Consider the following 17,801-nt stretch of genomic DNA (forward strand, 5'->3'; position numbering starts at 1 on the left):
TTTATTATATCTTTGTCTAGTACACTGTACATAAGGGTTGATTTTGAAATGATTATGTTTTGCAACACAAATTTCGTCAACCCTTTTTAATTTACAAATAAGTCTAAATCACTTCATTTTCTAGATTTCTACAACTCAAAAAAGGCTGGTGATTTCCAATTAATTCCTCATCTTTTGAACATATAAAGAAAAAGTGTTGTTTTTGGATTTTTAACAATCTTTCGCCTTTAATTTGCTCGAGTAAATCGTGATTTAAATCCCGTATTTCATTGACTCTAAAATCAATCATTTCAATTTCAGAAAATGCACTTTCTAAAATAGAATTTGTTGGAACACTTATAGTTGACAAGGAATTTATGAAATCTCCCTTAATTCTGAATCTAAAATAATTAGCTTTTTCCTGTTGGGGAATACTAATGCTTATTATAGTTCCTTCGTGTTTTTGTTCAAATAATAAATCTGAAGTTGAAGTTTTATAAATATTAAAAACAAATTCGTTTTTTGTATTTCTTATTTCAAAAGATTTACTAGTTGCAGTTGAAATAACCTTGTAGTTTTCATTAAAAATAGCACTTACTAAATTTACTTTATGAATAAATTTTTCAACAATATCTTCAAAATCTTTTGTCTCTATTTTTACAGGAAAATAGATTTTTAATAATCCAATATTTTTAGTGTTGGATAACTTAATTCCAATGTCTAAAAATTTATGCGATTTACTTATCCCATTAGGAATTTTCCAAAAATTAAAATGCAAATCTAATTTTTCATTAGATTCGACATTGCTATCTAAAGATTTGTACCAAATTGCTATACTTTTCATATTAATAAGCGTATTTCAGAAGTTTATCAAATTGCTCAATACTAATTTTTGTAAAACCCCTTGGGACATTTTCGTAATTTAAAATAATTCCATTATCAACTAGCCATTCAAGATTAGGTCTTTTTCTAAAAGAATAGGTATAAAGAAAATTTACAATAAAAGGTCTATTTGCCGGATTGTGATTCCAATGTTCAGACAACTCTTGATTAGTAAAAACGCTTCTTTTTCTACATAATGAAAGAAATTGTTCTTCAGTTTCAATATTTAGAACACACGATTCAACTATCCCTAAAGTGGTAGCAACTCCTTTATATTTTCCTCCAGTCATATAAAAAACTAGTACATCGCCAGACTGCATTTTCTTTTCATATGAACGAGAAATATATACTTTACTTAATGCGTTTCTATGAGGAAAGCTTTCAATATAATCTTTTGGTGATTGGTTGTTTAGGATTGAATCAGGAAATAATTCTATATGATAATCAGGGTATATTGGAACAATAAAGATATTTTGTTGTCGAGAAAAAAATGGAAATGTTAGTTTAGGGTTTTCAACGTTAATTATTTCTTTACTAAAGGTTCTAACATAAACCTGCTCATCACCATTATGAGTTGTTTTTGTTCCATAATGATTAAAACCCCAATTTTTAAGAAGTTCTATTAATCTTTCTTGTTCATCTCTTTGGTCAAAAATAGTTACATATATTTCATCAACCCTAAATTGTAAAGCATTATCAAAAATTATTTTTAAAAATCTTTCTCCTATTTTGTAACCATTTGCAGTTACTTTGAATGTGCCAATTTTCAATCTTTTTTTCTTCGCAAAAACAGGATTGATTTCATAATAATTCTCATTTTCATCTTCTTTTTTTATAAACAAGAAAGCCGTTAATCTACCCTCGCTATAACAGACATAACAAATATCATCAGCTTTTTTATTAAACCACTTATCAAACTCCGCATAATCTTCTCTAAAACTATCAAAAAAAACATCTCTAATGTTGACTTCAGCAAAATCAACTTTCTGAACAGATAAAACCTTATAATCAACTAATTCAGGATTTTCAGCTGTTACTTTTTCTAAAAAATTTTCAATTTTATAAACTTTATCTGCTATTCCAAGTAAATTTGCTTTAGTATGTATTTTTTTATCTTCTGAAATTAAAATATCAACTCTTCCTTCATAAACTTCGTTTAAAATTTGAGTATCATTTATATCATTGTCTAGATTGTCAATTTTTTTGCTGACTTTAAGGATCTCTTCGCCCAATGGAGCTTGATGTTTTAGTAAATTGTAGCTCTGAATCTTAATACTCATTGTGTCAAGAGCATTTGGGTCTTTATATCTTTCTAATTCTTCAACTGTTAAAGGATGAATGTATTTGGAATATTTAAGATTGTCAATCCATTTGAAAAGTTGACCAATTTCTGGTTTGTATATTTTACTTGCTTCTCTATGAATAATGATATTGGTATCTAGTAAAATTTTCATCATTAAATAATTTCCATTAGTTGAGTATAATTTCCGTCTTGTATTTCGATATAAGGAATTGAATATTTATTAGAAAGATATTTGGCATATTCTGTTTCCATTAGTTGTAATTGATTCAAGACTTTAGTTTCATAAATTCTTCTATCTCTTATTTCTAATCTTTTGGCAATTTTTTCAATATCATCAATTACAATTGCTATAACTTTTGGATTAATTAGGTCAAAAGTTTCTTCATCAATTCTACTTGGAACTTCATTTGAATTTAATAGGCAGAAATGCCCATCAAGAAGATATTTTTTGTCTTTTTTAATTAGATTTTTTAGACCTTTTATTAATCTGTCTTGTGTTGAAGTAATGTTTTTTACGAGTTTATTATCACTATCGCTAATCTCCTCCCATTTTAATATTTGACTTGCGCTAAGATGGATTAAGTTTGTTTTCAAAGCTATTTCATTACAAATTATACCTTTTCCAACACCGTGTATTCCACCAATAAAGATTATGTTTTTCATAAATTACATTAGACAAATTAAATGCTTTTGTAATATTAATGAAAATAAATTTAATGTAGGTATTTACTTCTTTATATTTTTCACAATCCCACTCAACAACCCATTAAAATCAAACTCGGGATCTTCTGTTAATCCCATTCTTACTATAACTAAATCCTGACTTGGAAAAATCGCAACCATTTGGCCTTGATACCCGCTGCAGTAAAACATATCTTTTGGAACATCAGGGAATTTTCCGCCGGCATTGAGCCAAAAGTGAGCACCATAATTTCCGTTACAAGTGTTTGTTGGTGTTGCGGTGAATTTTACCCAACTTTCGTCCAAGATTTGTTCTCCGTTCCAATTCCCTTTGTGCAAATACAACAAACCAAATTTTGCCCAATCGCGTGTCGTTGCCCAACTGTAAGACGAACCCACATAATTTCCCGCCATATCCGTTTCGACAAGCATCGAGTTCATCCCAATTTTATCAATCAATGCCGAATACCAAAAATCTAAATATTCTTGATGTGTTTTGAATTGTCTTCTCAAAATTCCCGAAAGTAAATTGGTCGTTCCCGAGGAATAATTCCAATGCGAATTAGGCTTGAATTGTGCCGGTTTTTTCAATTGCGCCATACTCATATCGGCATCGAGGAAAAGCATTTTAGTCACGTCGGAAATTTTGGTATAATCCTCTTCCCATTCTAAGCCCGAATTCATGTGCAATAAATCATTGATGGTGATGGTTGCACGCTCATCATTTTTCCACTCGGCAATTGGAGCAGGTTTCGAAACATCTATTTTTCCTTGTTTTTGCAAAATCCCAAATAGCGCACTTGTAATGCTTTTTGTCATAGACCAACCCAATATTTTGGAATCTTTATTGAAACCGGTGTCATATTTTTCGGCAATAATTTTGTCTTTATAAATGACCAAAACCGCGCGTGTTCTTTTCTTTTTTTCTCCATTTGTGTCAAAGGCATTGGCGACTGCCGCATTTAATTTGGCGTAATCAACATTGGCAAAAACCGTGTCTTTTGGTTCTTTGTTTCCATAAGGGAAAGGTAAATTATTGTTGAGTTTTTTTCTTTTGGGTACTTCGTACGGTTTTGATACATCAAAATCATCGTTGATTAATGTCGCTCCTAAACCTTCTCGGTAAATAGCTTTTCGTTCTTTCAACCCATAAACAGAAGAAATCGCAAATTTCCCGTTTTCATCAATTCTGTTTTTTGCCAAGGTTATCATTTCGATGTCATTGTCGCCTTTTTCAATTAAACCTTGGGAACGATTATCAATAAAATGTGCCGAAGCCACACTTTTGGCTGAAAAGCCAGAAATTAAATCGAGTTTTGGATAAGTCGTGTACCCAAAATAAACGACAACCAGTAAAAAAACAAGACCAAGAAATTTGAATATTTTTTTCATACAGTAAAATTTTTAGTGAAAAACATTATACTTTTTTAAACCATTAAGAAATTAAGATAATTAAGTTTTCCGTACTTTTCTAAATGAAACTTAATTACTTAATGGTTTAATTTTATTAACAAATGTTTGCTAAAAAGTCACTCCAAATATATTACTTTTGTATTTAGAATTTTTCTAAATAACAAAATGCTAGACATAAATAAAATTAGAGCTGATTTTCCAATACTTTCAAGAACTGTAAACGGAAAACCATTGGTTTATTTTGACAACGGCGCAACCAATCAAAAGCCGCAAATCGTGATTGATGCAATTGCGGAATATTATCAGGAAATCAATGCCAATATTCATCGTGGCGTACATACTTTGAGTCAACTCGCGACTGATGCTTATGAAGTTTCGCGTGCCAAAATTCAAAATCATATCAATGCAAAATTCGCCCATGAAGTGATTTTTACTTCGGGAACGACGCACGGAATTAATGCTGTTGCCAATGGTTTTGCTTCGCTGTTAAAACAAGGCGACGAAATTCTTGTTTCGGCAATGGAACATCACAGCAATATTGTGCCTTGGCAAATGCTGTGCGAGAAAACGGAAGCCATTTTGAGAGTGATTCCAATGGATGAAAACGGTGAATTGATTATGGCCGAATACAATAAATTATTGTCGGATAAAACGAAAATCGTGACGGTAAATCATATTTCGAATGCTTTGGGAACCGTCAATCCCATTAAATATATGATTGACAAAGCGCACGAATTTGGTGCGGCGATTTTGATTGACGGAGCGCAAGCCGTTGCACATTTAAAACCCGATGTTCAGGAATTAGACTGTGATTTTTATGTGTTTTCAGGCCATAAAATGTGTGGCCCGACGGGAACCGGAATTTTATACGGAAAAGAAGACTGGCTCAATAAATTACCGCCCTATCAGGGTGGCGGCGAAATGATCAAGGAAGTGACTTTCGAAAAAACCACTTATGCCGATTTGCCTCATAAATTCGAAGCGGGAACTCCCAACATTTCAGGAGGAATTGTGCTTGGAACAGCCGTTGACTATTTGAATTCTGTTGGCTTTGACAATATTCAACAACAAGAGTCAGAACTATTGGAATATGGCACCAAACGGCTATTAGAAATCGAAGGTTTGAAAATTTTTGGTACAGCTAAAGAGAAAGCTTCCGTGATTTCGTTTAATATTCAGGGAATTCATCCTTATGATATTGGCGCGATAATTGACAAATTAGGAATCGCTGTGAGAACGGGTCATCATTGCGCACAACCGGTCATGAATATCTTTTGTATTCCGGGAACCATTCGGGCTTCGTTTTCGTTTTATAATACCAAGGAAGAAATTGACCTTATGGTTGAAGCTGTCAAAAAGGCACAACTAATGTTATCTTAAAAGAAACAGATATGAAATTATTTGCTATGATTTTTTTGAGTGTTTTCCTTGGCAAAAGCTGTTCAAGTCAAACCAAAAATGATCTGAAAAATGCAATTGTAGAATATACTGCCAACACCAGAGGTTTTTATCAAAAAATAACTATCGAAAACCAAATCGTTTCTGTTTCTAAAGACAGAAGTGGTAACGAAAAACCGATAGCGACCAAAATTTCTGAGAAAGACTGGAAGGAATTGGTGACTTATTTTGAAAGCATAAATTTGGATAGTTTAGCCACTTTAAAAGCACCTACGGAAAAACGTTTTCACGATGGTGCGGCCATTGCTAATTTGAAAGTTGTTTATAAAGACAAAACTTATGAAACCGCTGCTTTTGATCACGGCGTTCCGCCTGCTGAAATCAAGAAATTAGTTGATAAAATAAATACATTTGCTAAAAAAAATAATGACAATTAAAGAAATACAAAAAGAAATAGTAGACGAGTTTTCAATGTTTGACGATTGGATGCAACGCTACGAATACATTATCGATTTGGGTAAAAACTTGCCTCTAATCCAAGAAGAATTAAAAACCGAAGACAATATCATCAAAGGATGTCAGTCAAAAGTTTGGCTACATGGTGAACAAAAGGATGACAAAATTATTTTCACTGCCGAGAGCGACGCCATTTTGACCAAAGGAATTATTGCCATATTGATACGGGTTTTTTCGAACCAAAAAGCTATTGATATTCTGAATGCCGACATGGATTTTATTGACGAAATTGGTTTAAAAGAACATTTATCCCCCACTCGAGCCAATGGATTGGTATCGATGATAAAAAATATAAAAATGTACGCATTGGCATTCGATGCAAAAAAATAAAAACTATGGAACAAGTAATAGACACAAACACATTAGGGATCGAAATCGTAGCAAAATTAAAAACCATTTACGATCCGGAAATTCCCGTTGACATATACGAATTAGGCTTAATTTATGACGTGATGGTCAGTACTGATTATGAGGTGAAAATCCTGATGACGCTTACTTCGCCTAACTGTCCCGTTGCCGAAAGTTTACCAAGGGAAGTGGAAGAAAAAGTAAAGTCTATTGAACATATAAAAGACGCCGAAGTGGAAATTACTTTTGATCCGCCTTGGAGCAAGGATTTGATGAGCGAAGAAGCAAAACTGGAATTGGGAATGCTTTAAATTTAGTCATAAAGTTGAAAGTCATAAAGTCATATCTTTATAACTTTTGACATTGGACTTTAAGACCTAATTATGGAAGAAATTGTAAATAAAGTGGCCAACAGCGCCTTGGAAGTTTTTGATTTGGAAGATTATTATCCAAAGGGAATTCGGGCGCAAATTGATATTTCCAGATGGCTTCTTGAAGGTTTATTGTTGAAAGAAAAAGACTTTAGGGAGTCTCTTAAAAACTACGATTGGTCGCAATACCAAGACCAGTATGTTGCCATTAATTGCAGTACCGATGCTATTTTTCCGGCTTGGGCTACTATTTTAATTGCCGTACAATTAGCTCCTTTTGCCAAGAAAATCGTGAACGGAACAATTGAAGATTTGGATTCATCTTTATATGAGGAAATACTATCTAAAATTGATTATTCAGCTTATGAAAATAAGTCTGTAATCATAAAAGGCTGTTCTAAAAAACCGGTTCCAATGCGCGCTTATATTTTGGCGGCTCACTATCTGCAACCTTTCGCACGAAGCATTATGTACGGTGAAGCTTGTTCGGCAGTTCCCTTATATAAATCGCCTAGAAAATAGATTTAATTTTTAATCAATTGACTTTTAGTGTTTTAATCTTTTTATTATATTTGTATTATAACTAATACTCTTACAATGAAAAGAATAATCCTATCAATCTGTTTTCTGTTTCTTTCGGCTATAATTCACGCCCAATCTTCCGAAAAAGAATTAATAAAAAACACTGAAACTGCCATAAAAGCTATTGCAGATACTACTGAAAATGGCTGGACCAAAAAAGGAAACATTTCCTTATTGTTTAACCAAGCCAACTTTAATAACTGGGTTGCAGGAGGCGAAAGCAGTCTTTCTGGAACCGTGGGAATCAACTACGAATTCCATTATAAAAATGAGAAAATAACTTGGGACAACCGTATTCTGGCAAACTATGGAATAATTCATACCCAAAATGCCGAATTTGAAAAAAAATCAGACGACCGTTTTGAATTCAATTCTATCTACGGAAAAAAAGCATTTGGCGAATGGTATTATTCGTTGATTTTAAACTTTAAAACCCAATTTACAACCGGTTATATTTATGGTAAAGATGCTGATGGCGTAGAAACAAGAGTAGAAAACACTGGTTTTTTCTCTCCTGCTTATCTTACTTTTGGACCAGGATTTTATTGGAAAAAAAGCGATAATCTAAAAGTAAACTTAGCGCCACTCACCTCAAAATTTACTTTTGTAAATAGCGATTATACTTCTAGTTTAGGCTACGTTGACGGAAGTTATTTTGGTGTAGATGCCAATAAAAGTATGCGTTATGAACTTGGGTTTTATGCTTCAGCCTACTATAAATTTATTTTGATGAAAAACGTTTCGGCAGAAAACTTCTTAAGTTTATATTCTAATTATTTAGACAAACCGATGAACATCGATATCGATTATCAAATTAATATTGTGATGACCATCAATAAAACCTTGTCGGCCAATTTTACCTTTCAAACTATTTACGACGACAATGCTTTTCAAGGATTTCAAACCAGACAAGTCTTTGGTTTAGGCGTTAATTACGGTTTCTAAAACTACCCAATTTATACAAAAATCCCTTTTGAAGTTTTATTTCAGAAGGGATTTTTGTTTTTTATAACGGTTTCGGGCTTTGCGAAGGTGGTGATTTACCAAAATGTTGATCCTAGCACTAAAGCCCCATTTTTGCAAACTCATTTTAGTGACAGTTTATTTTTGTGTCAAGTCTGGAATTTCGTCCAAACTATAATAAATTTTTAACCCCCATTCTTTGGCAATTCTTACGTCGTTATCTGCTCCTTTTGATGCTCCTTCAATGCGAAGAACTGCGTCACACTTTTCAAGAAGTCGATGTGCAACAGGATATTGAATTTCGTCCCAAATAATATCACCAATTTCCTTTGAACCTGCCAAATTCATCAATGGTAAAGCAATCCATTCGCCAATCAAAGGAATATGTCCTTTGCGAAATAAAGGCAATGCAACTGATTCAAGATTTTCTAAATTTTTCTTTATTAAAATAGGGTCGTCGTTTGTTCCACCTCGATATGGACCTGCAATAAGAATCATCATATTTTTAAGTTTTTTTGTTTCAAAGGACACTGTTAAGTTTTATATATTGAAGAAGCATAATTGTTTTACCGTCTTTTATCTCTCCGTTTACTATCATTTTCATTGCTTTATCAATATCAAGTTCTAATACTTCAATATTTTCTTCTTCGTGCTCTAAGCCACCTCCTTCGCTTACTTTCATTTCTTTTGAGTATTCTGCAATGAAGAAGTATAAAATCTCTGTTACTGAACCTGGCGACATATAGGCTTCGAATATTTTTCGCAAATCTGTAATTTTATAACCCGTTTCTTCCTCAGTCTCTCGTCTTATGCAATCTTCTGCGTTGTCTTTGTCCAAAAGTCCTGCACAAGATTCAATTAACATTCCTGTTTCATTTCCATTTACAAATGTCGGCAGGCGAAACTGTTTTGTGAGAATAATAGTTTTTTGGTTTTTGTTGTATAGTAAAATTGTTGCTCCGTTGCCTCTGTCGTAGGCTTCTCTACTTTGAATCAGTTTTGTACCGTCCTTTTTTGAATATTCGTAGGTAATTTTTCTAAGTACATACCAATTGTCGGAAAGAACTTGGGTGTCTAATATTTTTATGTTGTCTATCATAATTTACGTTGTCTTGTTAAATTACTGCTATGAGTTTGCCGCTACACCCTGCTAAGCATTTTTAGTACTTTCCTGACTTACATAGCACGAAACTTCTGCTTGTGTGTGGTGATGTTATAGGATTTTTTATTCTATTTTCTTGGTTTTGCTTCACTTCCTGCTAATATTCCACCGTCAATTGTCAACTCAGTTCCTGTCACATATTTGCTTTCATTACTTGCTAAATATAAAATTCCATAAACCACATCTATAGGTTCTCCAAAGTGACCGAGTGGTATGCCGAATTCAACATCTTCAATTATTTGTTGCCGCTGTTCACCTTCTCCAAGCATAGCGTCCCACATTGGTGTCATAATAGTAGCTGGATGAACGCTGTTGAATCTAATCTTATAACCGTTTTCAGCACAATGAAGGGCAACACTTTTTGTATGATTTCTAATCGCTGCTTTACTCCAAGCATATGCTACAGCCCCTGGAATACCTACAACCCCACTCCTAGAAGAAACATTTACAATACTGCCACCTTTCTCCTTCATAAGTTTGATAGCGTATTTACAACCAAACATAACACCTGTTGAATTTAACCTATGAACTTCGTCCCAAGATTTCAAGTCTGAATTTTCAGCGTCTCATGGTCCTGTTGATTCTAAAAATCCTGTTATACCTGCGTTATTTATTAAAATGTCAATGCGTCCGTATTTTTTTTGATGTATTATGCTGCTGTCAGCCAATTTTCTTCATCGCCTACATCTAAATGTAAGTATTCAGCATTTATATTTAATTTCTTTGCAATAGATTTTCCTTCCTCATCCCCGATGTATGAAAGAATTACCATTACTCCTTCTTTGTGAAAGAATTCTGCCGTTGCCTATCCTATTCCAAGAGCCGAACCTGTTATTAATGCTATTTTGTCTTTTAATCTCATTTTTGTTTTTTTAATTTTGTTTATTTTTAATGCCCTAAAGCGTTTAGCGAATAGGAGCCTGGCTTAGCTGGGCTTTGATATCATGCAGCTATCTGCCGAATACTTTTGTAGTTCTCATAACTAAAGGCCTGATAAATCTATAAATGATAAATCCCAATGACGCAATTATTAATATAAAAATCATTGGCAGTATCGCTCCGAATGTGTATGTCATTCCAAGTATAAAACCTAAGATAAATTCTGAGTAAAATATAGGGATAATAAAGCTAAGTACAATTAAAATATAAGGAACATTGTCTAAGAATAATTTATACTCACTTGTAAAAGAAGTTGAAAGTAAAATTCCAAACACTAACCCTGTTAAAAAACTCCAAAAAACATTGCTAATAGGGTTATTAGTCTGTTTTGTCTGCAAAAATTGTTTATCAAGTCTCTTTTCTATCCTACTTAAAAGAAACCAAGTAAGAATAGGTAATAGTAATCCACTCCACCAATTTGAGATTGAAGGAAGGTCTTGTTGGTTTAGAATATAATGACAAGTGACACCTCCATGAAAATGTTCCCAGAAAAGGAAGCCGAAAATTAAAAACGTCACAATACCCACAATATAGGCTTTTATTTTTTTCAATTTTTGTCTCTGCATAATTTTGATTTGCTATTCTTATTTTGATTGCATGACAGCCATACTGGTATTAGTGGCTGGGCTTATTTAATTGTAATGCTTTCTTAATATTTCTTTATAATCTGTCGGATTATGTAACCAAGGAATATGTCCGCAATTTTTAATTATACAAACATTCGCTGTGGGATAACGATTAATTACGAAGTCTTTGCTTGACTTATAGATGTCTTGGTCGCCATAAATTAGAGTGATTTTGTATTTTGGGTTTTCTTGTTTCTGTAGAATTGGATATTTTACAATTTCTGGTCTAGTTTTATTTATAGGTGCAGATTTTAAATTGTCGAAGTCTATTTCTAAATCTTGCGTTTTTACGAAGTCGTCATTGTAATTTTTCATTACTTGTTTGAAAAGTCTTTTGTAGGCATTGTCACTACCAAGCATACCTAATAAATTGTTCATTCCCATTTTCATCCATTGACAAGAAGTGCATTTTGATTTATTCAATTGCATCACTTCTTTTTCTGTTTGCTTCCATTCCGTCCCAGTTCCTGAACCCGGACAGCATAGAAACAAGCTCAATAAATTTTCAGGATGTTTGTCTGCATATATTTGGGCATATAGTCCGCCCCACGAATGACCCCATAGATGAAATTTTTGGATTCCATAAAATTTAGCGATAGCATCAACATCGTTAATATAAGCATTCATTGAATAATCCCTGCTTTTACAAGGTGATTTTTTTGTTCCTCTTTGGTGAAAGGTAATAATCTGAAACCTATCTTTTAAGATTTCTGCAACCTCCAATAAGTCACTTGGAAAGCCAGGTCCACCGTGCAACAATATAATTGTTTCCTTGTTTGGGTTTAGATAGATAGTTGAAAAGAGTTTGTCACCTTGGTTGTCAATTAAATTTGTCATTTTGGTTTGTTCTTTTAATTTGTTTGCTTGTGCAGTTGCATTGCTCCATAGAGCAAGCAAGAATAGTGCTGAAATTATTTGCTTCATTTTTAAAATTGTTTAATGATGCAAAAGTGGAGGTATTAAAAAACAAAGCTGTTATCATTTGATAAAATCGTCTAAGACTTGGTTAATTCTCTTCTTAACCTGCTAAAAGACACATTGGTGATGCCTAAATAAGATGCAATGATATTGTGAGGAATAAGGTTTTCTAAGTTTGGGTGTTGTTTACGGAGTTCGAGTAGTCTTTCTTTAGCACTATAGGAACGAAAAACAACTTCGTTATAAAATGTTTTGGTTAGTTCTGCTTCAATTGTTTTTTGCCCAAATTCTTGAAACTCCCTGTTACTATTTCTTAAATTATTTAATTCAATTACAGGAATTTCAGCTAACACAATATCTGTTAAAGTCTGTAAGCTGAAAATGCTTTTGCCCATGTTTGTTCTTGCAAAATGCGGAGTTATTACAGATTTTCCCATATAAAAGCCTGTAGTTACAATTTCTCCCTTATCTGAGATATTGTAACGATGAGTAACTCCCGAAATTAAAAAATATTCAAATTCGTTTTTCTTTTGCTCTACAAATATGTTTATATTCTTGGGTAATTCTTTTATTACAGATTTGTCCTCAAATAATTTTTTTAAAGCTCTCGAACTAATACCAAAGTGATTTAATATATCGTCTAAGTGGTTTGTCATTTTTGTTGTTGAATGTTTGTTGTCTTAACCTGACCGTTAAACCTTAAATAGGCGAAACAAACATTCGAATATAAACCCAAAATGGGGTAAATTGGCGAAGGTTTGTTTTCCTTTTATTGTTTTTCAAATATATTCATTTTTTCATACAAATTTCCTGGAAAAGCTCTGGTTTCTCCAAAAAAAACCCTCTTGAAAAATTCAAAAGGGATTGTTGTGTTTTATGTCTTGGAAAAATTATTCTTTTTCTTCTTTTTCTACAGCATCCTTATAATCAGGATATAAAAACTTGTTGTACGGAAAACGCGTGATGTGAATTTGTCTCACGGCTTCATAAAGACGTTCCCTTAATTCCTCGAAATTTTCTTTTTCTGTAGCCGAAATAAACAAGGCGTTTTCTTCGCCCACACGATGCATCCAAGTGGTTTTCCATTCTTCGAGTGTGAAATGTCTTGGTGTTTTTTCGGTCATTAAATCATCCTCGTCAATAGTCAAATGTTTATAAGCATCAATTTTATTGAAAACCATAATTACTGGTTTGTTATTCGCTTTGATGTCCAATAAAGTTTGGTTTACCGATGCAATATGGTCTTCGAATTCCGGATGCGAAATATCAACAACGTGCAATAACAAATCGGCTTCACGAACCTCATCGAGTGTGCTTTTAAATGAATCAACCAATTGCGTTGGTAGTTTTCGAATAAAACCAACGGTGTCAGATAACAGAAAAGGCAAATTTTTGATAACTACTTTTCGAACGGTTGTGTCCAAGGTTGCAAAAAGTTTATTCTCTACAAAAACATCGCTTTTCCCAATGGCATTCATCAAGGTTGACTTTCCCACATTGGTATATCCTACCAAAGCCACACGAACCATAGCGCCACGATTACCTCTTTGGGTTCCCATTTGCTTGTCAATAGCCTTTATTTTTTCTTTTAACAATGCAATTCTGTCCCGAACAATTCGTCTATCGGTTTCAATCTCGGTTTCACCGGGTCCACGCATCCCGATTCCCCCTTTTTGGCGTTCAAGGTGTGTCCATAAACCTGATAATCTGGGTAACAAATAGATACATTGCGCCAATTCTACCTGCGTTCTAGCATAAGAAGTTTCGGCTCTTTGGGCAAAAATATCTAAAATAAGATTCGTTCTGTCCAAGATTTTACAATCTATAATTTTGGAAATATTTTTTTGTTGGGAAGGTGTCAATTCATCATCAAATATCAAGGTAGAAATGTCATTTTCTTTTACAAAATGGTTTATTTCATCTATTTTTCCGGTTCCAACAAAAGTCTTGGGATTGGGACGTTCCATTTTTTGGGAAAAACGCTTCACCACTTGACCACCGGCTGTATAAGTCAAAAACTCCAATTCGTCGAGATATTCCTTGAGTTTATCTTCACTTTGATTTTGGGTGACAATACCGACGATTGCGGTTTTTTCGAAATTTATTATTTCTTTTTCTAACATAACTTTTAATAAGCTACAAATTTAGTGATTTGCTAGAGACTTATGGAGTTGCGGTGTTATAAAAATTAGCCAACTTTTTAGAACAACACAAAACCATAACTGAAAAGAAACTACTCAATCGCCTTAATTCTCGACACCATCAAAGCTATCATAAATCCAAAAATGCCAATAAAGGCAAATGAAAATCTCAAGCCAAAGAGTTCAGAAATATATCCAATGATTGGTGGTCCCATTAAAAATCCTAAGAAACTTATGCTCGAAACCGCTGTCAAAGCCTCTCCTGTTGGGATTGTTGAATGTTTTCCCGCAATGCTGTAAAGCGTTGGCACAATAGTGGAAACACCCAGACCTACCACCATAAAAGCAATTGTTGAAGGAATTAGGAATGGAAAAATAACTGCAGTAAACAAGCCTGACGAAATCATAACTCCGCTGATTTGCATCACTTTTTTTCGTCCAAATCTATTTATTAAAGCATCTCCAAAAAATCTACCGCTTGCCATCATAATCATAAAAGAAGTATATCCCAATATAACTAAGGAACCGGGAACTTTGACGACGTCTTTGAAATAAACTCCACTCCAATCGAACATAATACCTTCGCTCGCCATACTACAAAACCCAATTATCCCTAACAAAATTAAGGACTTGTCTCGTTTTCTGAATCCTTTTTTCTTTTCTAGTCGGGGAATTTCTTTGGCTTTAATCAAAAATTTGAAATTAAAAACAACAAACAAAAGCACGATTGCGGCAACAATTAAAAAATGAGTATACGTGGCGAGATTTAGCGATAACATCCCCAGACCTACCAAAGCACCAGTAAATCCTGCCAAACTCCACACGCCATGAAAAGACGACATAATGGTTCTTTTGTACACTCCTTCAGCATAAACTCCTTGGGTATTTAAAGATATGTTTGACAGATTTCCAAAAATCCCAAAAGCATATAACCCAAGTCCCAGTTGCCAGGCGTTTTGAGCCAATCCGATATTAGTCAGACTAAAAGCATACATCAAAGTAGAAAAAGGAAGAATGCGGTGGCTGCCAAAACGAGTAACCAGTTTCCCCGAAAAAAGCATCATCGTTAACTGTCCTAACGGTAATGCAAATAAAATCGTTCCTAGATGTCCGTCACTTAAGTGTAAATCCGTTTTAATATGTGGAATTCGGCTTGCCCAAGTGGCAAAACACAAACCCATTCCAAAATAAAACATCGAAACTGCCCAACGAATTCTGGTCAAATATGAAACTTTTGTATCTCGATACGTTTTCTTGTATTTTCCTTTTGCTTTGAAGTTGCCAATAAAATTTAAATCTATCAAACGAATGGTAATTAAAATTAAAAGTGTCAAAAATACAACAATCAATGATAATCTGCTGTCATTAATGCTTTAAAATGAGGATTATATCATTATTGTTTATAAATTTATAGCTTTCTTCCACTCGCTGCTTTGAATAGCCGCTTCAATAATTCGCATCACGTTTACACCGTCTTGGGCAGTTACAGGTTCAGTTTTGTCATTAGCAATAGATTGATATACTCCTTCAAAAAAGTCGTAATAATTTCCATGAAGCGTCGCAACTTTTTCTTTGCTGATTTTACCCTTGATTTCCGTGTGCAAAAGCCCCTGATTTTCATCAGATTCTGCTCCCCAAGTAGTTAAATTTGGTTTCATTCCCAGTTTCAAATTGTCTTCCTGCACATCACCACGCGGTTTTAGAAAAGAACCCTTTTTTCCTTGAATGACATAAGAAGGAATTGCTTCGCGAACAAAAAAACCGGCTTTCAATCGCACTCTAAAATCAGGATAATAAAGCAAAATATCGAGATAATCATCCACCAATGAATGTTCTCTCGTAATTTGGATATCGGCGAAAACGGCATTGGGCAAACCAAATAAAAACAAAGCTTGGTCAATTAAATGTGGTCCCAAATCCTTCAAAATTCCAGCGCCTGAATTAGCAGTTTCCTTGTGTTGTTTTGGACTCAAATTGGGATTATACCGGTCAAAATGAAACTCGGCTTCTACGGTTTCTCCCAACAAATTATCATCAATAATTTTTTTTACGGTTTTGAAATCGCTGTCCCATCTTCTGTTTTGAAAAACCGCCAATTTCAATCCTTTTTCTTTTGCCAAAGTTGACAATTCCTGCGCTTCGGCAACGGTGGTCGTAAATGCTTTTTCAACAACAGCGTGTTTTCCGGCAAGCAAGACTTTTTTTGCGTACTCAAAATGTGTTCCAACGGGTGTGTTTACAACAACCAAATTAATGGATTTGTCCTGTAAAATTGATTCCAATGTTGGATAACTTATGACTTCCGGATAATCTTGCTGTATCAATTTTTTACTTCTTTCCCACGAACCTAAAAGTTCAAAACCGGGATGAATTGTCAAAAACGGAGCGTGAAAAACTTTTCCGGACATTCCATAAGACAAGAGTACTGTTTTTATTTTTTGCATATTATTTTATTTTAGCTCTTTGATATTGTATCGGCCAAGGCACATCGACACCAAGTTCTTTGGCAAAATTCAAGGCCAAGTTTGGATCCCTCAAAGATTCTCTGGCAAACAAAACCAAATCAGATTTTCCGGTGGCTACAATTTCTTCCGCCTGAGTGGCTTCGGTGATTAAACCTACTGCTCCTGTCAAGATTCCGGCTTCTTTTTTAATTCTTTCGGCAAAAGGAACTTGATAATTGGGTCCCAAAGGAATTTGTTGATTGGTTACCAGTCCACCCGAAGAAACGTCAATTAAATCAACTCCTTTTTCTTTCAATAGTTGAGAAAGCTGTACAGATTCTTCGATATTCCAACCGCCGTCAGCCCAGTCTGTTGCCGAAATCCTGATGAATAATGGCAAATTTGCAGGCCATTCGGATTGAACCGCTTCGAGAACTTCAAGTAGCAATCGGATTCGGTTTTCGAAACTTTCTCCATATTCGTCGGTTCTGAAATTAGACAAAGGCGAAAGAAATTCGTGCAACAAATAGCCGTGTGCAGCGTGAATTTCGACCGCTTTGAAACCCGCTTTCAAGGCTCTTTTGGTGGCTGATTTGAAATCGGAAATTACTTTCTGGATTCCGGTTTTATCTAATGCTATTGGCGCTTTTTCATTGGAATGAAAAGGAACAGCAGATGGCGCAACTGGATCCCAACCTTCATTGGTTTCGTCCAATTTTTTGTTGCCGTTCCACGGTTCTGAAACGCTCGCTTTTCTGCCCGCATGCGCCAGCTGAATTCCCGGAATCGCATTTTGGGACACAATAAACCGGTTGACGGATTGCAATTTTTCGATATGTTCGTCTTTCCAAAGACCCAAATCTCCGCGAGAAATTCGGCCTTCAGGAGAAACTGCAGTTGCTTCCTGAATGATTAAAGCCGCTCCACCACTGGCTCGACTGCCTAGATGTACCAAATGCCAATCATTGGCAAAGCCGTCTTCTGCTGAATATTGACACATTGGCGAAATGGCAATTCTGTTTTTGAATGTGATACTTTTTATTTGGATAGTAGAAAATAATTTGGAAGACATATTTTTGATTTTTAAGAATAGAATAGTTCGGTACGGCACAAGATTTTGTAACAAAAAGTAAAG

At 34.3% G+C, this 17,801-nt stretch carries 21 protein-coding genes; 6 read left to right on the forward strand and 15 right to left on the reverse strand.

Going from position 1 to position 17,801, the window contains the following annotated elements:
• Nucleotides 1-103: 103 nt before the first annotated feature.
• The 4 genes from IR213_RS00965 to IR213_RS00980 all read right to left on the reverse strand — a co-directional run bounded on the left by IR213_RS00965 (nt 104) and on the right by IR213_RS00980 (nt 4,237).
• The gene (locus IR213_RS00965) at nt 104-823 is read right to left on the reverse strand and encodes a hypothetical protein (protein ID WP_194310446.1); all 720 of its coding nucleotides are present in this window, start codon (nt 821-823) and stop codon (nt 104-106) included.
• A gap of 1 nt (nt 824) precedes the next feature.
• Nucleotides 825-2,318: a PIN domain-containing protein gene (locus tag IR213_RS00970; protein ID WP_228479052.1), complete on the reverse strand. Its 1,494-nt coding sequence runs from the start codon at nt 2,316-2,318 to the stop codon at nt 825-827.
• Nucleotides 2,318-2,827 carry an ATP-binding protein gene (locus tag IR213_RS00975; protein WP_194310447.1) on the reverse strand — a complete coding sequence of 170 codons (510 nt, stop codon included), beginning with the start codon at nt 2,825-2,827 and terminating at the stop codon, nt 2,318-2,320. Before IR213_RS00975 ends, IR213_RS00970 begins: the two co-directional genes overlap by 1 nt.
• 63 nt (nt 2,828-2,890) lie before the next feature.
• Nucleotides 2,891-4,237, reverse strand: a complete 1,347-nt coding sequence (locus IR213_RS00980) for a serine hydrolase domain-containing protein (protein ID WP_194310448.1) — start codon at nt 4,235-4,237, stop codon at nt 2,891-2,893.
• A gap of 186 nt (nt 4,238-4,423) precedes the next feature.
• Between IR213_RS00980 and IR213_RS00985 the strand changes: the two genes are divergently transcribed.
• The 6 genes from IR213_RS00985 to IR213_RS01010 all read left to right on the forward strand — a co-directional run bounded on the left by IR213_RS00985 (nt 4,424) and on the right by IR213_RS01010 (nt 8,418).
• Entirely contained in the window at nt 4,424-5,638 is a 1,215-nt protein-coding gene (locus tag IR213_RS00985) for an aminotransferase class V-fold PLP-dependent enzyme (protein WP_194310449.1), read from the forward strand.
• 11 nt (nt 5,639-5,649) lie between these two features.
• Entirely contained in the window at nt 5,650-6,093 is a 444-nt protein-coding gene (locus IR213_RS00990) for a hypothetical protein (protein WP_194310450.1), read from the forward strand.
• Nucleotides 6,083-6,502 carry a SufE family protein gene (locus IR213_RS00995; RefSeq protein ID WP_194310451.1) on the forward strand — a complete coding sequence of 140 codons (420 nt, stop codon included), beginning with the start codon at nt 6,083-6,085 and terminating at the stop codon, nt 6,500-6,502. The genes IR213_RS00990 and IR213_RS00995 overlap by 11 nt, the downstream gene beginning before the upstream one ends.
• A gap of 5 nt (nt 6,503-6,507) precedes the next feature.
• Nucleotides 6,508-6,831 (forward strand): SUF system Fe-S cluster assembly protein, encoded by a 324-nt coding sequence (locus IR213_RS01000; RefSeq protein WP_194310452.1) that lies wholly within the window; start codon nt 6,508-6,510, stop codon nt 6,829-6,831.
• A 72-nt stretch (nt 6,832-6,903) separates the two neighbouring features.
• The gene (locus tag IR213_RS01005) at nt 6,904-7,413 is read left to right on the forward strand and encodes a DUF2480 family protein (protein ID WP_194310453.1); all 510 of its coding nucleotides are present in this window, start codon (nt 6,904-6,906) and stop codon (nt 7,411-7,413) included.
• A 75-nt stretch (nt 7,414-7,488) separates the two neighbouring features.
• Nucleotides 7,489-8,418: a DUF3078 domain-containing protein gene (locus tag IR213_RS01010; RefSeq protein WP_194310454.1), complete on the forward strand. Its 930-nt coding sequence runs from the start codon at nt 7,489-7,491 to the stop codon at nt 8,416-8,418.
• A 156-nt stretch (nt 8,419-8,574) separates the two neighbouring features.
• Here IR213_RS01010 and IR213_RS01015 read toward each other — a convergent pair whose 3' ends face one another.
• The 11 genes from IR213_RS01015 to IR213_RS01060 all read right to left on the reverse strand — a co-directional run bounded on the left by IR213_RS01015 (nt 8,575) and on the right by IR213_RS01060 (nt 17,738).
• Nucleotides 8,575-8,937: a DUF4406 domain-containing protein gene (locus tag IR213_RS01015; RefSeq protein WP_194310455.1), complete on the reverse strand. Its 363-nt coding sequence runs from the start codon at nt 8,935-8,937 to the stop codon at nt 8,575-8,577.
• A 19-nt stretch (nt 8,938-8,956) separates the two neighbouring features.
• Nucleotides 8,957-9,535: a GDP-mannose pyrophosphatase NudK gene (gene nudK, locus IR213_RS01020; RefSeq protein ID WP_194310456.1), complete on the reverse strand. Its 579-nt coding sequence runs from the start codon at nt 9,533-9,535 to the stop codon at nt 8,957-8,959.
• A 131-nt stretch (nt 9,536-9,666) separates the two neighbouring features.
• Nucleotides 9,667-10,146 carry an SDR family oxidoreductase gene (locus IR213_RS16190; protein ID WP_228479053.1) on the reverse strand — a complete coding sequence of 160 codons (480 nt, stop codon included), beginning with the start codon at nt 10,144-10,146 and terminating at the stop codon, nt 9,667-9,669.
• A gap of 101 nt (nt 10,147-10,247) precedes the next feature.
• The gene (locus IR213_RS16455; RefSeq protein ID WP_262892059.1) at nt 10,248-10,370 is read right to left on the reverse strand and encodes a hypothetical protein; all 123 of its coding nucleotides are present in this window, start codon (nt 10,368-10,370) and stop codon (nt 10,248-10,250) included.
• 178 nt (nt 10,371-10,548) lie between these two features.
• Nucleotides 10,549-11,088, reverse strand: a complete 540-nt coding sequence (locus IR213_RS01030; RefSeq protein WP_194310457.1) for a hypothetical protein — start codon at nt 11,086-11,088, stop codon at nt 10,549-10,551.
• A gap of 81 nt (nt 11,089-11,169) precedes the next feature.
• Entirely contained in the window at nt 11,170-12,087 is a 918-nt protein-coding gene (locus IR213_RS01035) for an alpha/beta fold hydrolase (RefSeq protein ID WP_194310458.1), read from the reverse strand.
• Nucleotides 12,088-12,158: 71 nt separating this feature from the next.
• On the reverse strand, nt 12,159-12,737 hold the full coding sequence (locus tag IR213_RS01040; RefSeq protein ID WP_194310459.1) for a Crp/Fnr family transcriptional regulator: 579 nt from the start codon (nt 12,735-12,737) through the stop codon (nt 12,159-12,161).
• Nucleotides 12,738-12,971: 234 nt separating this feature from the next.
• Nucleotides 12,972-14,204 carry a GTPase HflX gene (gene hflX, locus IR213_RS01045; protein WP_194310460.1) on the reverse strand — a complete coding sequence of 411 codons (1,233 nt, stop codon included), beginning with the start codon at nt 14,202-14,204 and terminating at the stop codon, nt 12,972-12,974.
• Nucleotides 14,205-14,314: 110 nt separating this feature from the next.
• Nucleotides 14,315-15,526, reverse strand: a complete 1,212-nt coding sequence (locus tag IR213_RS01050; protein ID WP_194310461.1) for an MFS transporter — start codon at nt 15,524-15,526, stop codon at nt 14,315-14,317.
• Nucleotides 15,527-15,622: 96 nt separating this feature from the next.
• Nucleotides 15,623-16,666 (reverse strand): Gfo/Idh/MocA family oxidoreductase, encoded by a 1,044-nt coding sequence (locus IR213_RS01055; protein WP_194310462.1) that lies wholly within the window; start codon nt 16,664-16,666, stop codon nt 15,623-15,625.
• 1 nt (nt 16,667) lies between these two features.
• The gene (locus IR213_RS01060; RefSeq protein ID WP_194310463.1) at nt 16,668-17,738 is read right to left on the reverse strand and encodes an NADH:flavin oxidoreductase/NADH oxidase; all 1,071 of its coding nucleotides are present in this window, start codon (nt 17,736-17,738) and stop codon (nt 16,668-16,670) included.
• Between the last annotated feature and the right edge of the window lie 63 nt (nt 17,739-17,801).

The organism is Flavobacterium soyangense, from assembly GCF_015277675.1.
Lineage (GTDB): Bacteria > Bacteroidota > Bacteroidia > Flavobacteriales > Flavobacteriaceae > Flavobacterium > Flavobacterium soyangense.

What these genes read in the sequence shown, in the direction of transcription:
- IR213_RS00975 (WP_194310447.1), bottom strand. Translation starts at nt 2,827, where the DNA reads ATGAAAAACATAATCTTTATTGGTGGAATACACGGTGTTGGAAAAGGT.
- IR213_RS16455 (WP_262892059.1), bottom strand. Translation starts at nt 10,370, where the DNA reads ATGGTAATTCTTTCATACATCGGGGATGAGGAAGGAAAATCTATTGCA.
- IR213_RS00985 (WP_194310449.1), top strand. Translation starts at nt 4,424, where the DNA reads ATGCTAGACATAAATAAAATTAGAGCTGATTTTCCAATACTTTCAAGA.
- IR213_RS00990 (WP_194310450.1), top strand. Translation starts at nt 5,650, where the DNA reads ATGAAATTATTTGCTATGATTTTTTTGAGTGTTTTCCTTGGCAAAAGC.
- IR213_RS01060 (WP_194310463.1), bottom strand. Translation starts at nt 17,738, where the DNA reads ATGTCTTCCAAATTATTTTCTACTATCCAAATAAAAAGTATCACATTC.
- IR213_RS00995 (WP_194310451.1), top strand. Translation starts at nt 6,083, where the DNA reads ATGACAATTAAAGAAATACAAAAAGAAATAGTAGACGAGTTTTCAATG.
- IR213_RS01000 (WP_194310452.1), top strand. Translation starts at nt 6,508, where the DNA reads ATGGAACAAGTAATAGACACAAACACATTAGGGATCGAAATCGTAGCA.
- nudK (WP_194310456.1), bottom strand. Translation starts at nt 9,535, where the DNA reads ATGATAGACAACATAAAAATATTAGACACCCAAGTTCTTTCCGACAAT.
- IR213_RS00980 (WP_194310448.1), bottom strand. Translation starts at nt 4,237, where the DNA reads ATGAAAAAAATATTCAAATTTCTTGGTCTTGTTTTTTTACTGGTTGTC.
- IR213_RS01035 (WP_194310458.1), bottom strand. Translation starts at nt 12,087, where the DNA reads ATGAAGCAAATAATTTCAGCACTATTCTTGCTTGCTCTATGGAGCAAT.
- IR213_RS00970 (WP_228479052.1), bottom strand. Translation starts at nt 2,318, where the DNA reads ATGATGAAAATTTTACTAGATACCAATATCATTATTCATAGAGAAGCA.
- IR213_RS01010 (WP_194310454.1), top strand. Translation starts at nt 7,489, where the DNA reads ATGAAAAGAATAATCCTATCAATCTGTTTTCTGTTTCTTTCGGCTATA.
- IR213_RS01015 (WP_194310455.1), bottom strand. Translation starts at nt 8,937, where the DNA reads ATGATGATTCTTATTGCAGGTCCATATCGAGGTGGAACAAACGACGAC.
- hflX (WP_194310460.1), bottom strand. Translation starts at nt 14,204, where the DNA reads ATGTTAGAAAAAGAAATAATAAATTTCGAAAAAACCGCAATCGTCGGT.
- IR213_RS01005 (WP_194310453.1), top strand. Translation starts at nt 6,904, where the DNA reads ATGGAAGAAATTGTAAATAAAGTGGCCAACAGCGCCTTGGAAGTTTTT.
- IR213_RS01040 (WP_194310459.1), bottom strand. Translation starts at nt 12,737, where the DNA reads ATGACAAACCACTTAGACGATATATTAAATCACTTTGGTATTAGTTCG.
- IR213_RS00965 (WP_194310446.1), bottom strand. Translation starts at nt 823, where the DNA reads ATGAAAAGTATAGCAATTTGGTACAAATCTTTAGATAGCAATGTCGAA.
- IR213_RS01055 (WP_194310462.1), bottom strand. Translation starts at nt 16,666, where the DNA reads ATGCAAAAAATAAAAACAGTACTCTTGTCTTATGGAATGTCCGGAAAA.